Annotated in this window: 13 protein-coding genes; all 13 read left to right on the top strand. The window is 48.0% G+C overall.

Features of this window, described 5'->3' with window-relative positions:
- The first annotated feature begins 40 nt into the window (after window positions 1-40).
- The gene (locus BMY78_RS22620; RefSeq protein WP_072734549.1) at window positions 41-574 is read left to right on the top strand and encodes an FHA domain-containing protein; all 534 of its coding nucleotides are present in this window, start codon (window positions 41-43) and stop codon (window positions 572-574) included.
- Entirely contained in the window at window positions 559-1440 is an 882-nt protein-coding gene (locus tag BMY78_RS22615; protein WP_244192764.1) for a PP2C family protein-serine/threonine phosphatase, read from the top strand. The genes BMY78_RS22620 and BMY78_RS22615 overlap by 16 nt, the downstream gene beginning before the upstream one ends.
- Window positions 1406-3325, top strand: coding sequence for a SpoIIE family protein phosphatase (locus BMY78_RS22610; RefSeq protein WP_256222308.1), 1920 nt, complete (start codon window positions 1406-1408; stop codon window positions 3323-3325). Before BMY78_RS22615 ends, BMY78_RS22610 begins: the two co-directional genes overlap by 35 nt.
- The gene (locus BMY78_RS22605) at window positions 3325-4617 is read left to right on the top strand and encodes a normocyte-binding protein (RefSeq protein WP_090903659.1); all 1293 of its coding nucleotides are present in this window, start codon (window positions 3325-3327) and stop codon (window positions 4615-4617) included. Before BMY78_RS22610 ends, BMY78_RS22605 begins: the two co-directional genes overlap by 1 nt.
- A 7-nt stretch (window positions 4618-4624) precedes the next feature.
- Window positions 4625-5314, top strand: a complete 690-nt coding sequence (locus tag BMY78_RS22600; protein WP_090903658.1) for an iron-dependent peroxidase — start codon at window positions 4625-4627, stop codon at window positions 5312-5314.
- A gap of 32 nt (window positions 5315-5346) precedes the next feature.
- Window positions 5347-7998, top strand: a complete 2652-nt coding sequence (locus BMY78_RS22595; protein WP_090903657.1) for an Hsp70 family protein — start codon at window positions 5347-5349, stop codon at window positions 7996-7998.
- Window positions 7999-8029: 31 nt separating this feature from the next.
- Window positions 8030-8800 carry a DNA and RNA helicase gene (locus BMY78_RS22590; RefSeq protein WP_090903656.1) on the top strand — a complete coding sequence of 257 codons (771 nt, stop codon included), beginning with the start codon at window positions 8030-8032 and terminating at the stop codon, window positions 8798-8800.
- A 34-nt stretch (window positions 8801-8834) separates the two neighbouring features.
- Window positions 8835-9473 carry a hypothetical protein gene (locus BMY78_RS22585; protein ID WP_090903655.1) on the top strand — a complete coding sequence of 213 codons (639 nt, stop codon included), beginning with the start codon at window positions 8835-8837 and terminating at the stop codon, window positions 9471-9473.
- A gap of 15 nt (window positions 9474-9488) precedes the next feature.
- Window positions 9489-10904 carry a hypothetical protein gene (locus BMY78_RS22580; RefSeq protein WP_090903654.1) on the top strand — a complete coding sequence of 472 codons (1416 nt, stop codon included), beginning with the start codon at window positions 9489-9491 and terminating at the stop codon, window positions 10902-10904.
- 21 nt (window positions 10905-10925) lie between these two features.
- The gene (locus BMY78_RS22575; protein ID WP_090903653.1) at window positions 10926-12032 is read left to right on the top strand and encodes a pentapeptide repeat-containing protein; all 1107 of its coding nucleotides are present in this window, start codon (window positions 10926-10928) and stop codon (window positions 12030-12032) included.
- Window positions 12014-12544 (top strand): hypothetical protein, encoded by a 531-nt coding sequence (locus tag BMY78_RS22570; RefSeq protein ID WP_090903652.1) that lies wholly within the window; start codon window positions 12014-12016, stop codon window positions 12542-12544. Before BMY78_RS22575 ends, BMY78_RS22570 begins: the two co-directional genes overlap by 19 nt.
- Before the next feature lie 16 nt (window positions 12545-12560).
- The gene (locus BMY78_RS22565; protein ID WP_133385614.1) at window positions 12561-12998 is read left to right on the top strand and encodes a DUF4280 domain-containing protein; all 438 of its coding nucleotides are present in this window, start codon (window positions 12561-12563) and stop codon (window positions 12996-12998) included.
- Window positions 12973-15117: contractile injection system protein, VgrG/Pvc8 family (locus BMY78_RS22560; protein WP_090903651.1), on the top strand; the 2145-nt coding region annotated here is incomplete at its 3' end. The genes BMY78_RS22565 and BMY78_RS22560, both read left to right, overlap by 26 nt.

Below are 15117 nucleotides of genomic sequence, written 5' to 3'. Positions count from 1 at the left end.
TTGGCGTACATCATACAAGCTTACGGGGGAATGAAACGAAATGAGTCTGACTAGATGTGGAAACGGACATATGTTCAGCACGAGACGGCACGGCAATACGTGTCCATATTGCAATCTGGCCGTTGAATCGCCAGCTACCAGTAATGGTGAGGCAGCGGGTGCAGTCCCGCGCGCACCTCGTACGGCAGAGGATGACAGAACGATGCCATACCTGGGCGAAACGACAGGAATCGAACCGGTAACGGGATGGATGGTGTGCATCGAGGGTCCGCAGATGGGCCAGGATTATCGAATAATGGCTGAAAAGAACTTTATTGGACGTTCAGAAGAGATGCATGTTCGCATCCTCGGGGATAACACCATTTCTCGACGTAATCACGCGGTGATTGTGTACGATCCCAAAAAGCGGAATTTCTATTTGCTGCCCGGCGATGCTTCTGGCCTCGCATATCACAATAATGAAGCAGTCTATTCTCCGGTGGAACTGGCTGCCTACGATGTTATTCAATTGGGACGCAGCAAATTCATTTTCATTCCATTGTGCGGTGTGCACTTTGAATGGGAGCAACAGTGAACACCTTCATGATTTTGTGGAACGACAAGGAGCTAACGCCCTACTGGGTTCTTGCGGGTGGCTGTTTGTTGATTTGGTTGCTGTTATTCGCACGAAGCCGGATTCCGGTAAGGCAGCGTGACGATAGACCGGTTGGAGTTCAGATTGGCAATGGACAGACCATTGGTGCTCGCAATGAACAGGACGATTATTTTGCCTGTGCCGTGCAGTCGCATGGTGTACTTGCTGTACTTGCCGATGGGATCAGTGGATTGTCCGGTGGAAAAGTGGCGAGTACGACTGCCGTGGAAACATTTATCCGGGAGTTTGAAGAGTTGGAGCGGTTTCCTGATCCGGAAGAGTTCTGGGATGCTTCTTCCCATGCGGCAAATCAGGCCATCCTTCGGAATTTGCTGGGCGTTCCCGGAGGGACAACATTGGTGTCTGCCATGATCAAGGGCAGGGATCTGTATTGGGGTGCGGTAGGAGACAGCATATTGGCCGTGTTTCGCAATGGAGAGCTGCTTGCCATCAATCACAAGCACACACTGGAAAGCCAACTTGAAGAACAGTATATGTCTGGAGAGATCTCGGAGCAGGAGGCACTTGACAATCCGCAGCGCAAAAGGCTGGTCAACTATTTGGGGTACGACCATTTTAAACAAATGGAAATCGCGGACGAGCCGTTTGCACTGCAGCCGGCGGACAAGATTGTGTTATGCAGTGACGGGGTATACAACTCCCTCACGGAGATGGAACTGGAGACCATTCTGGCGCAAGATATTCCGCCATTTGATGCAGCCCAGGCCATCATTGATTTGATTGAAGAAAAACAGCTCGTGCATCAGGATAATGCCACGATTATCATTTTGGAGCAAGGATGGTAACGGATCGGGCAGCGCACAGGGACGGGAAATGGGGAGACGGATGAGGAAGGAGAACAGTGAATTCAAGACGGCTTTTGTCTCAGAGGCGGGGTCTTTCCTGAAAAATCGGGATTTCTACGGCTGCGTTGAACTGGAAGACTGGGCTTGTTATGTCATTGCAGATGGTCTGGACACCGATACGGAAGTGAATAGTGCACAGATCACAGTACAGACCATTCTGGAATCCTTTTTGGAAAAGCCAACCATGTCCAAACGCAGATTGACGGAATATATCAAGATTGCACATGAATGGTTGCAGTATGAAAGCCGCCGAGTCAGGCTCAAAGCGGGATTCGTCATTGTTGTGACGGATTATACACGCATGGTGTGGGCATCTGCCGGACATAGCCGCTTGTATCATTTCCGGGGAAATAGGCTTGCATTAAAAAGCAAGGATCACAGTGTAGCCGCCCAACTGGCAGCGGAAGGCCAGATTGCAGAGGATCGTGTGGATCAGCATGATGAACGCGGCAATCTGAATGAATACGCGGGCAAACCTGGCATGATCAAACCGTATGTATCCGATAAGATCAAGCTTGCCGATGGCGATGTGCTTGTTCTATGCACTCCTGGATTATGGGAAGGCGTACAGGATGCCGAGATGATTGATGCGGTGGAAGGTGCCAATGACCCGCAAGCGCTGGCGGATACGCTTGAAGAAGTGATGCTTAGCAAGCAACGTTCGCGAATTGAAAATTATAGTGCGGCAGCCATTTATGTGAACAAGATTTTTCATGAAGAGCCCAAGAACCGTAAGAAATGGATTAAGCGGATTGCTATCATGCTGGTTATGCTCCTGATTTTTGGTGGAGCCGGCATCTTCTACGCGGTGAAAAGTGCAGCCAAAAAAGCCGAACTGGTAGTAGATATGCTGCAATACGAACAGAACGCTGACCAGTACGTGAAGGAACAGGAGTATGCCAAGGCCGTCTCGGATTACAGCCTTGCTCGCAACAATTCGATCAAAATAAAGGACCCTGTGCACAAAAAGTTGCTGACTTCGAAGATGACTGCGGCTCAGACATTGGTTGACGGCGAAGCTCATTTGAAAGAAGGCGATATTCCCAAGGCAACCGCGAGTTACACCAAAGCACTGGAATTGTCTGAGTCTTACAGTATGTTCAACCGGGAAGCCATTCAGGAACGTTTGGAACAGATGACCACCTTCCAGCAAGTACAAGACTGGATCACCGAGGGGGATCTGAAACTCCAGAACGGAGACTACAGTGGAGCGATCATTTTGTATAAAAGGGCCAGAACGGCTGCCACGGAAACCGCATACAAGGAAGCACTGAAGGAAGTTGTCACCAAATTGGAGACGGCCGAAACCAAACGGGCGGATATCAAGCGGCAAGCCCGTCAGCTTCAGGCTGATACGCTGGAACAGAAGGGTGACCGCTTCAATGAAGCCGGAGACTACAGTGGAGCGATGGATGCCTACGCTTCAGCGCAGGAAATTTACCAGGAGATCGATATGTTGGAACGCGTGCTGGCCATGGAGCGAAAGATTAACAAACTGGATGAGAAATTGAATCCCCCTGTACCGGCAGTTGATCTTACTCAGGATGCGGCAGGGTTAGGAACAACAGATACGTCTGGTTTGAACTCGGATTGGACCGGGGATGCGGGAGGAATGAGCGTAGGCAATTCAGTGGGAAGCACTTCTTCCACGGGTATTTCCTCTTCGGCCGGAAGTGGGACTGCGGATGCTTCTGGCTCCGGTTCTTCTTCAGGGAAAACGACAAGCAATACGAGCAAAAAATCCACCTCGAAGGCTGACGGAAGCACCGACACCACCGAGACTGAAGCGAATGAACAGGAAGCAACGGAAGGAGGAGATTCGTGATGAAAGATATTATTCGTGACCGTCTAAACAAGATGGAGGATCTGGAACAACGTCGCATACTCAAAGATCTCATGACAGGCGTTTTTCTTAATCTGGTCGAGTATCAGGAGACGCTAAACAAGCAGATCGAGCAACGGGTGTTTGACGAGGTGGTACCGCTGGAGGAACGCCACGATGTATATGTCACATTATGTCCGCGGGAAGATTTGGACCCCATTCATGAATTTCTGTATCCGATGCTGCCGGAGGATGCTGCACCACAGACTGTTTATTTGAGCGAGGCTTCAGAAGCGCTGGCACGTAAGGAAGAGATGAAATTGTTCACGTTCTACATGGAATGTGGGCAACAGGAGCTCCAATCCCTGCTGAAAAGTAATCGGACATTCCACGGGGAGATTGTAACGAGTGAAGGCAGACATGCCATAACGGTTCGGTTGAAATCAAGTACAGCGTATATCTCCAAAATTGAAGAACTGTACCGGGTCTTTCGTAAAAACAGCCTACCATGGAAATCGATTAATGCTCCCTATGTGTTCAAATTCGTTGATTGTGTTCTAGTGGGTTCGGACGATGGAGATGCATGGGACAAACAGCATGTGGTCAAAGAACTTTCAATCCATCTGGAGGAGTTTGAGTCATATAAAAGAACGAACATGATCCCCCTTTGGAATATTCAGAAGCTTGATATGAAAACAGGTGGATTCCCTGTCCCGGCTTCGGACCGCATCAATTATGAACATGTGTTACCGCTCCGCAAAACAGGGACTGAGCACGGATATTTAGTGGATGGAGACGAATCGCATATTCGATATATCAAAAGATCGGAAGAAGATATCACCATCGTATCTCCGCTGGAGAAATCCGATTCATGGACGGTACTGAAAATAGCCGGGCCCGTTGCAACCCGAATCGGTAGAATGGACTTTCCGCTGTTTTCCAACAACAAACGGGAAGGGTTTGCCGGTAAATATGCGCGTCAGGAAGGACGCTCTGTGCGATCCAAAGGGGAGATTGCCCGCATGATTCATGCTTTCCAGGCAGCAGAGGGATTGGAACTGGAAGATGTGAAAGTGGTTGCACCTGGGCCCACCTTGGGGATCACGTACCCGCTTAATGGATTTGTTAGCGATCATGTCCGTGTTGAGGCAGATAAACATCGAATGATTTTAAGGTTCAGCAAACACGGAATTCAGCCAGGACAGGCTATTTTTCTGGATGATTTGCTGAGCTTTCTGGTATCCGAGATCCAGTTGGCTTTCCCTGAATATCGCTGCGAAGGGGAATGGATGTGAACTCAATATGAATTATATATGGGATCTGATTATTCGCGCCAAGCGTAATGGAACTGATCTGAGAGACGTAACTTTTGTTCCTGCACGTGTATATTCGCCATACATGGAATTAAGTCATACGAACCTGAATGCTTCAGACGTGGAGCGTACGATTGAAGTCAATCCGTATTATCGTTTTTTTGATATTTTCAGGGATTTGTTTGATATCAATAACGAAGAGCAGGTGGAATTGCGGGAGACGCTCTTTGATTTGGTCATTCATTTTCTGGCGGATATGGATTTGATGCAGGGGATGAATAAAAGGGAGTATTACATTCGCTTCATTTTGAATGATATGCATTCGGGTGTATACGGAAAGCGGATACGGCGGCGACTGGAGTTGTTCGGACGGGAGGAACAGGAAGTGATCGCCTGCAATATGCTCCGTCTGTACGATACGGGAGAGGCCGTTCATCTGCTGAGGGATACCCTTGTCCGGATGTTCCCACGTTCAACCATTTATGCCAATTGTGAGGAGAAGGATGAATTGCTCTTATATATTGGTCAGGCAGAACGGACGGAAGCAAAGGAAAAGTTGGAATTGATTCTTGAACTCTTCCTGCCGGTTCGTTTTGACACAGAAATATACTGGGGGCATCATTTTGGCATTCTGGATGTGGACTATACGATGATACAGGACGGGATTGCCCTATATTAAGCAGCACCAGCAGTTGTAAGGAGGAAGTATAGATGAACGGCTATTCATACCGATTGTATCCTGACGCCACCAGCAGGGAACGTTCCAGAGGGACCATGCGTTATACGCGCGAAGAATTGATGGACATGACCACATTTCAATTACGGAACATCTGTTACAAGGAACGGTTGATTGAGGGATTGGGGCCTCGGACGGAGCGGGAAGAACTAATTCGGATTATTTTAAAATTTTTGGGAGCGGACGATGTATTGTGGATTGATCAGTCTGTTGAAGGCGGATTCGAGCGTATACAGAAGGCCATTTCTCGTCATATGACGGCTCCCATGAGCAGTGATGGAGGCATTAGTGTGCCTGCGCGACTGATTCTATACGAAGGATTGAACGTGGACAAGCTGGATCGTTATGTGGTCACCGCACCGGGTGGATTAACCGAATCCAACGTACTTTTAGTCAATGAGAGCATGGAGCTGTGTGGTATCTTCAACCTGGTTAAGGACGAATCCGTAACGGGAACCTTTTATTTGACAGCAGGAAGTGGGTCGACCTGGAAGAGATCGGGAAACAGACAGTACAGTCTTCTCTTTTTCCGTAAACGCGACTCGGAATATTTATATCAGACCTATTATGCCAGCGGACCGCTTCCACCGGTTCATATTCAATATACTCAAATCCCACTGGCCGATCTGGACATCCGGGAACTTGAACCGACAGAAGCAGTGCTTGCGATTGATTTTGGCACCTCCAATACGACGGCAGGCGCCTATTTGCATAACGGTTATATTCAGGCTCCGAGCAGCCAGGATTTGCTGAATGGACGAGTGCGTATGGATGCCATCAACTACGTTTCTTTTCCCGATCCTTCATACAAAGATACGGACTGGATTGAAGTCCTGCCTACGGCCATCGGTGTGGCTGAGTGCTCGGATCCAGCGAACATTCGTTACGAGTTCGGCTATGAAGCGCTGCGAAGCATGCGTCGGGGAGGATACAGCAGCCGGGCGAGTGTCTTCCGCAGCATGAAGCGTTGGGTAAACAATTACAACAAAATGGAAGAAATCGTCGATGTTCATGGGAATGCAGCTATGGTTTCTCGTATGGATCTGCTGCGTGCGTACATGAATTACATCATCCGAACGGCAGAACATCAGTTCAAGTGCAAATTTCGCCATGTGCATTTTACCAGTCCCGTGAAGATGAAAACACAGTTTTTGCAGATGTTTGGAGAGATGCTTCCCGATTATCGGATTGAGCAGACGTATGCGCTGGATGAAGGAATGGCTGTGCTCTATAACACCCTTGCAGACGGGATGGAACGCGGTGCTTTTATGGAAGGGCAGACGTATCATGCACTCGTGATTGATTGTGGCGGTGGAACGACGGATTTGTCATCCTGTGCGTTTACGATCGAGGACGGTCATATGGCGTATAAACTGGACATCCATACCACTTACGAAAATGGGGATACCAACTTCGGAGGTCACAATATTACCTACCGTATCATGCAATTCATGAAAATCGTGTTTGCCGACTACTACAGCGGACGTCGTCAGGTGACGGATATTGATAGCCTGATCGAGGCACCCGGTGCGGATGTGTTCCGTCAGGTGGACGAAGAGGGTGTGAAGTCCGTTTATCAGAAGCTGGAGCAGCGATATGAGGAGGCAGAACACATCATCCCTACTGCGTTTGCGCGTAGAGAGAATCGTTCACGGGATGAGTATTTGCGGGTAAGAGGCAACTTCTACTTTCTGTGGGAAATCGCAGAAGAGATGAAGCAGCAATTTTTCCGCAAAACCGGCATCCTACGAAACCGATTCCACTCGGAGATGGAGGGCGACGGGGATAGTGATTTGCAGATCACCACCATGGAGCGTTGGTTCCTCTCGGTAGAACGGAATGGTGAGCTGAAGGATGAGTATGAGTTTCCCGATGTGGTGTTCAATATCAAGGAAATTACCCAGCTGATTAAAGCTGATATCTATGAGGTGGTCCGTAAGTTTTTGGATGATTTCTATCGGCAGGGGCGGATGAGCCAGTACTCAATTATCAAGTTGACAGGTCAGTCCTGCCGCATTGATGTATTTCGGGAAGCGCTGAAAGAGTTTGTTCCAGGCAGAAGCATTGAGTTCCGGCAAAAACCTGCGGAAGGGCGTGTGCCTGATCTCAAACTTGCCTGCCTTCGAGGGGCAATCCGTTATCTGAGTGCACGCAAAACAGGAAGCGTTCAAGCCGACATCACGCATGATGCCGCTGTAATTCCGTATACCGTAAGTGCCTACACGCATAATGGACATGAAAAAATGCTGATCAACAGTCTGGACCGGAGTAATGGCATTCCTGGCAGCATTTCTCGTCCATTCGAGACGGCAGAAGTGGAGTTATATTTGAGTGGAAGCGATGGTCAATTAAGACAGAAATTTGTATATGCCAACCGTCCGGATTTCTATAAAGAGGTGCTCTACGAAAATATCCGGGATCAGTACGGAGATAAGATTCCACAGGATGATACGGATTCCATCGTGAATGGAGAGACGAAGTTTTTTGTTTTTCCGGATGACCGCCATTGGGGTTTTCATGTATTACCGGTTGCCCGCAGGAATGAACGATTGTATCTGGGGCCGCAGAAGCTGCTTCCGTTTGAAACGGACTTGTCGGAACTGGACTTCTTTGACGGAATGAAGTAAGGACGACGAGCAGAAGGGAGGGACAGTGCTCATGTTCACATATTCATATCCGCATTTTAACAAGGGAAGAATTCTGAAAACATCCATGTTGGAGGGACTACGTGATTTCCCCAGAGACTACATCGAGCTGTATTATCGTGGTTATGCAGACGGCATCCTTGCAGGTGCAGAGGTGGAAGTGTTCCCGGACAAGTTGGTCGTCTCCCCTGGAATGGTGCTGCATAAAGGAAGGCTTTATATGCTGACAGAGCCTATGGAACTGGTATATCAAGCTACCGGCCGAGTCAATGTGCTCAAACTTCGATTTGCAGCGGATGAAACGGGGAGTGACATGACTACAAGTCATTCGGAACTGGTGTTGGATGAAGAGACAACATGTGCATCGGGTGAATTGGAACTAGCTCGATTCAAGCTGAAGGAAGGGGCCCGGCTGCGCCGAGACTACCAGACCTTTGCCGATTTGGCGACGGAGTTCAACACGCTGCATGTCATTCATACCCCTTATGCAGCCGAGGAAGCAAGCACCTTATCCCCTGTTGTCATGAAGGATTATGCCGAGAGATTGCTTCGAACGGGGACCTCTGATCCCCAGGATCTGGTCTTCGCCATGATGTGTCTCAATGAAGGAACGGTTGCGCGTAGCGTCATTTTGCATCACATTGCCAGTCGATTGGGGCTGGAGTACAGAAAATACGATAATGCGCAGATTCATCGATATCTGGATCGCATCTTGGCGAATGCAGGCCGGGGGACGGGGCGCTCACACCCGGTAGGTGGACCACATCGAATGATTGTGGATTGAAATTTTCAAGAGAATGGGAGGATGGAATTCGTTTATGGAACATATGGATCGCAAAATCATCCCGATGTTATATGGCAAAACATTGAATAGCGAGCCTGATCAGGGAACAGAGGCTAGAGATGTTGAAGCGTCTCCTGAATCAAGGGAAGTTAAACCATTCGAGCCATTAACAATGATACACCTTGAACAGGAAACGATACATCTGAGAAGAACGGAGCTATACGAAGGCAAGGTTACCGTATCTCTTCCCCGCTTATTTCGTTTGGTAACAGAGAGAGAGGCTCAGTTAAAGTATCCGTCATCCCATCGTCCTGAATGGATCTATACCAACGATTCGGGAACGATCAACTTTACGTTCAAGACGCTGGATCATCGTCTCACTCCAGAAGAGTTGAATTCCTTTACGGAATCCATGGCTGATGTAATTCGTGCAACCCAACCTGTACGAGAATGGAAAAAACACGGCGTTCGAGTAACGGATGCAGGTGTTTCCACGGGATACTGTCAGTTCGCTGTTCAGGGATTGAATGATCAAATTTATAACCATATGGTGTTCACCATTTTGAATCAGAAAGTCCTTGTTTATGGCTTTAACTGTACGGACGATGAGAGGAAAAACTGGTTGGAACCCGGTGGTGCACTCCTGGATACACTCATTATTGAACCGAATTAGAGAGGAGCTGAACCCATGAGTCTGACGTATGAAAATCTGATCATTGAACCTTATGAGCTTGTACATCTGCAGGAATTGACGATACGCAAGAGGATGAACGAGCACACCCGCCTTGTTTTCAAAGGCATGGTATCCGAGGAATGGAAGGATCGATATGTGGATGTTACCGATCAGAGTACTGCGATTGAAGTGTGGCAAAAGGATGAGGATGGGAATAAAAGTCCGCTATTCAAAGGCATTCCCTTATCTGTAGAAGTGCAGGTTGTGAGGGGCGTATATACGCTCCAGGTTGAAGCGATCTCACATACTTACCTGATGGATATTAAGAAGCGAACGCGTACGTTTCAGAACATCCAGATGACGCTCCCTGAATTGTTAAAGGAGCTGGATCAGGATTATCCGGGATTGGACGTGATCGATGAGGGGACCGGGGGTGCCAAGATCGGCAAGGTTGCCGTGCAATATCAGGAAACAGACTGGGCCTTTCTCAGAAGACTGGCTTCCCGATTTCATACGAGTCTGATGCCTGCGTCTCAATTCGACAGTCCCAAATTTTATTTCGGCGTATATGAGCATGGTAACTCGATTGATCTGGATAACACACGATATACGATCCGCAAACATATGACTCCTTTTATGTATTTCACGGAGAATGAGACTGTAAATGTGAATGAAAGTGACTTCATCATGTACGAAGTAGAGACGGATCAAATCATGGAACTGGGACACCATGTTACATTTCGCGGCAGAAGCCTGTATGTTACGGAAGCATATACGGAGCTCGCCGGAGGTATTTTAAAGCATCAATATGTGCTTAGTCTTCACAAAGGATTGCGACAGAAGACATACTACAATCCGCTGATTGCTGGAAGTTCATTATTAGGGCGTGTTATCGGTGTTCATGGTGGACAGGTTCAGGTGCATCTTGATTGTGATGATAAACAAGGGACGGAAGATGCGCTGTGGCTGTTGTATCAATCCCCGTATATTGCGGAGGGAGAGACGGGCTGGTATGTCATGCCCGAAATTGGTGACCCAATAGCTGTATATTTTCCAACGATGTATGAAGAAGACGCTTACGCTACGGGGGCTCCACGACTGGATAACAAGTCGACCGCCACCAACAAGCTGAACAATCCGGATCATAAAATATTTCGCACTCCTCATGGGAAAGAGATACGCCTTACTCCAGACGCTGTAATCATTAGTGGCAAAGAAGGTGAGGTATATATTCGGCTTAGTGGAAATGAAGGTATCCACATTGCAGGTAGTCAGCAGGTAAGCATGTCAGCAGGAGGGAGCATTTCGTTAAAAGCAGGAAAGAAAATTACATTATCAGCTGGATCAGAGCTTCTTCTTGAAGGCGGTGGAGGGAAAATCAGACTTGATGGCCAGGCTCAAATGAGCGGGACAGAAGTGAAATCTAATTAATGGTAGGAAGGAGGAAAGTCAGTGAGCCGGAAGGAATCACTACTGCACTTTTATACGAATCAAGTGGAGCCTGAACGGATCAGGCTGATGGGTGACCTTCAACATACATTAAATAGCCAATCCCCAATGTTGACTATGGAGTTCCTAGGATATTTCGAGGAATTAACTAGTAAAGTAAGGCACAGTCAACAGGTCGGTGCCAAAGGGAATGTGGCTTACATCCAATATTCAATGTTGCGGACAGAAGTCGCCACGGGAGCGATGCATTATCTTGCCGAAGCAAGTGATATCTCATGGCTTCTCGACAGAGACCCTATACAGGCAATATATGATGCCAAGTGGGCCTTTGATTGTTTGGAACGGATGCTTAATCGTTTGAAGAAGACTCTTCCTGATTATCAGGGGATGATTTCGATGGTTGAACTGGATCGAATACGACTTCGAGAGGTAACTTTGGTTCACCGCTATGTTGTTTATTTTATTCGTCAATGTTTCCATCAGCTCTTAGATTCCCAACTGATATCGGATATGCAGGTGGAGCCCGAATTTGAGATTCGTGTAGGGGAGTATTTGGATACCAGTGAATGTGTGTATCGTCTTGACCAACGAGAACGAACCCTGGAAGACATCGGCAGGGAGCTTGAGGAGGGTGATGGTTTGGGTGGGATGTATGCGGACTATCACGACCTGGACATGGAAGAGATGATATGTAGCGATCTAGACTTCAGGTATAGCGGGTTTAGTGACATCAGATTAAAATCAACAGATTTTGAACGTTGTGTCTTGGTAGGCACACGTTGGCATAACTGTGATATGAGAGATACCAATTTTGCTGACAGTCTACTATACGGTGCTGACTTCAATGGATGTTCACTGGAGAGGGCTATCTTCAGGGGCATTTCTGGGGAAGAAGGGCATCCTGATGGACGAATACAGGGTCCTGGGTACTCAGGTATCAACTTCGAGAATGCCAACTTAACCGGAGCAGATTTCAGGGGAGCGCGACTCCGTGGAGCTGTATTTCGTAGAGCAAACCTAACCAACGTGTTATGGGATGGGGCAGATCTGGAAGATGCGATATTTGATGAGTCGGTGAAGGAGGAATCGCCATGCGATACTTTAGGCTGATGCCGGATACCAGATGGACAAATCGTGTAGAGACAGAAGCGGTTGGTGAGGTACAGCGGCGAGAGTGGAATACTTCTTTTCAGGAGGGGAGTAGTAATCACACCGCAATTAACCTTTCAGTCAAAAGCAGACCTAATGTAGACTACACCGATTATTTGGAGCGTCCTGTACCTCTGGTATCGGACCGAATGCTGGAAGTATTTACGTTGTACCATCCCGGGTTAATTCGCAGGGCAGCAGTGTTGACGGATAAAGCACGTATGTCCCAAGAGACGTATTGGGCTATTTATCCAACGGTAATGGATGTGCTCTCTCCCCAAACGGAACGTCATCTGGATGGGAGTCTGAAACAGATTGTTCTGGGTCGAGGTAAGGCTGAACTTCCTTTGTTTCAATTAAAGGAACCTCGTGAATCTGTCATCATCGTTAATCTAGCTTTGGCAGAGAGTCTGCTGCGTCGGGATTTTTCCGGTATTCAGCTGGTCCGTCTGGAGCAGGAACAGACAATATAGAGAGGAGAGAGGCGAATTGGCACAAGGTAATCAAGAGAGTGAGATCAGTCTTCAACCTGCTACAGGAGATTCCAAGAGTTATGTGGTTGCCGGAGCGATTCTGCATTGCAGTTGTGGTACACAGCGTACCCGATTGAAGATCCCATTTAGTCATGGCGTTTATATCAAAGGCAAGGCTCAGTTGACGATTGAAGATTATGTACCTGGAGTCCATATTGGATCATTTGGAAATTGCTCCAATATGGAGAATCCGGCTGTATCCAACAGTATGATGGTGGATATCTATGGGGTGAAGAAAGCACCGTGTGTACCCGTATTGACTATGCCTTGGCTACATGGCAAAGGAGATGCCAAGGTGGAAGGGAAAGCTGCTCTACTTGGTCACTGTACGCATAAGTGTCTGTATGGTGGAGATATCGTCATCGAGGATGACGGACAGCAGCTGGATTTTTGAGATGAACGAATCCAAGAAAAAGGTACAGGAACGCATCGGGTACGAACAACTCCGTTTATATTGGCCGTATAAAGTGCAGTGGCTGGAAGAAGTCCGAATTACCCGCCAGATCAATGAGCATGCGAAGTTATATATTAGCGGAGTTATACCGGAGGAAGAAGGACCAGGTATCCTTCATGTTCAGGCTGAAGGGGAACCGATTGTACTAAGACAGCTAGATGAAATGGGGAAATCGGTAAGGCGCCTGTTTCATGGCGTGATGACTTCATTAACTGTACATTTGGTTGGTGGCATATACCGGTTCGAGCTAGAGGCCATATCGAATACATATCAGATGGACATTGAAATATCCGAGCGAGCATTCCAGAACAGGGCGATGTCCTATGGCGAATTAGTTAAATACGTGATGAAGGCGTATACCTACTCGGATGTAATTGATAATGTCACAGAGAATACCCGATTGGGAGAACTTGTTTTACAATATAGAGAAACCGACTGGATGTTTCTGAGACGTTTGGCTTCCCGGTTTGGTACCGTACTGGTGCCTGAGGTGACCGCAGCTTCACCGAAATTGTTCTTCGGGTTGCCCATGGGCAAGTTGTGGAAATGGCCTCTGGATCGTCCATATCATGTCAAGAAAGAAATGGGCCATCTGAATTGGCATGGGGATGAGCAGCATCGGTATATGATGCAGGATCCCAAAGGTACACAGGGGACGCTCATCTATACGATGGAGTGTTATGAAACCTATGCTTTGGGTGATAAAGTCGAACTGCCTGACGGGAAAGAATTAACGGTAACTCAAGCGGAATCCCGATTGGAATCCGGGTTGCTCATGACTACATATCGTATGATGTTGGAAGATCATATTCGGGTTCCACGATCTGATCTTCTGGATATCATTGGCCTCTCCTTATACGGTGAAGTAATCCGCATTATTGGTGATCGTGTACAGATGGAACTGTATATCGAAGATGGTCCGATTAGAGCAGAATCTTCCTGTCTATATCCTTTATCGACATCTTACGTCGCCGAAGGTCACAGCGGACTCTACCTGATGCCAGAGATTGGTGACACGGTGGAACTGTACATTCCTGGAAGTCGCGAGTCCAAGGCTTATATTCGTCATGCAGTACCCGAAAGCAAGCGTTCGGTTTCCGGTGGAACGCAACACAAAATGTGGGGCCACCCTGACGGACCATCCATTGGTATGTCATCGGATGAGGTGACCATACAGGCTGGAACTGGACTTGTCATTACACTGAATGATCAGGGTGTAGTGATGCAGAGTGCAGGTAACATCTCGATTCAGGGTGGCAGTCTATCACTTAAGGCAGGTCAGATTAAAGCTACCGCCCCTGAAGCAATTTGGCTCCTTGGCGGGGGGAGCAGCTTTATTCTGGATGGACAAGCTGATGTTCGTGCTGGACTGCTCCAACAGGAAGGTAGTCATAAGGCACCGGTCGTAGTAGCCGATTTGCCGCCGGAGCCGGAGCCGCCCCTGATTCCGCTTGAACAATATGAGGCAGCTCAAGCAGCAGCTGCAGCCGAAGCAGCTGCTATGAAGCCTTCCGTGGTTAACATGAAGGAGGCCTCGCTGTTTGGTGCAGCGGTCGCCATGGCGGGCATGATCCCCGTCTTAGGTATGTTGGGAGGTGCACCAGCCGTTGCGGCACAGGCCGTTGCTGTTGGCGCAGCAGCCATAGGCTTGATTGGGAACATCCCAACTGCAGGGTCCTTTAAGCCTTCGGCCCAACAACTTCTGAATCGTTTAAAAGATGGTTTTGTAGGTATGCTGGAGGAAGAGGAAGCATATAAGCGCCAGTTATTCGGCAAAGTTGTCTCAGCTGCACGAGAGTTAACCACGGCTACTTCCTTTCTTGATTTTGTAAAGAAACTGCATCAGCAGGAAAAAGAAATTAGCAAGATGTATTATCAGATTCCCAGCTATACGAGAGAGCATTGGGCTCATCAACAGGTTGACCAAGAGTTGAAGGAAGCGCTGGTGCATTATGGGAAGGTGCAGCAGAATGATATTGAATATGAACTGTTTTTCAACCCTTATCATAACGGCATTGCTCGAGATATCGGAAGAATAGACATCACCGCCGAGGAAATG

The organism is Paenibacillus sp. OK076 (assembly GCF_900110055.1).
Classification (GTDB): Bacteria; Bacillota; Bacilli; order Paenibacillales; family Paenibacillaceae; genus Paenibacillus.
This window is presented reverse-complemented; position numbering and strand designations above follow the sequence as displayed.

Bases quoted from the DNA above. Each gene is read 5' to 3' on its own strand.
- BMY78_RS22620 (WP_072734549.1), top strand. From the start codon at position 41: ATGAGTCTGACTAGATGTGGAAACGGACATATGTTCAGCACGAGACGG.
- BMY78_RS22615 (WP_244192764.1), top strand. From the start codon at position 559: ATGGGAGCAACAGTGAACACCTTCATGATTTTGTGGAACGACAAGGAG.
- BMY78_RS22610 (WP_256222308.1), top strand. From the start codon at position 1,406: ATGCCACGATTATCATTTTGGAGCAAGGATGGTAACGGATCGGGCAGC.
- BMY78_RS22605 (WP_090903659.1), top strand. From the start codon at position 3,325: ATGAAAGATATTATTCGTGACCGTCTAAACAAGATGGAGGATCTGGAA.
- BMY78_RS22600 (WP_090903658.1), top strand. From the start codon at position 4,625: ATGAATTATATATGGGATCTGATTATTCGCGCCAAGCGTAATGGAACT.
- BMY78_RS22595 (WP_090903657.1), top strand. From the start codon at position 5,347: ATGAACGGCTATTCATACCGATTGTATCCTGACGCCACCAGCAGGGAA.
- BMY78_RS22590 (WP_090903656.1), top strand. From the start codon at position 8,030: ATGTTCACATATTCATATCCGCATTTTAACAAGGGAAGAATTCTGAAA.
- BMY78_RS22585 (WP_090903655.1), top strand. From the start codon at position 8,835: ATGGAACATATGGATCGCAAAATCATCCCGATGTTATATGGCAAAACA.
- BMY78_RS22580 (WP_090903654.1), top strand. From the start codon at position 9,489: ATGAGTCTGACGTATGAAAATCTGATCATTGAACCTTATGAGCTTGTA.
- BMY78_RS22570 (WP_090903652.1), top strand. From the start codon at position 12,014: ATGCGATACTTTAGGCTGATGCCGGATACCAGATGGACAAATCGTGTA.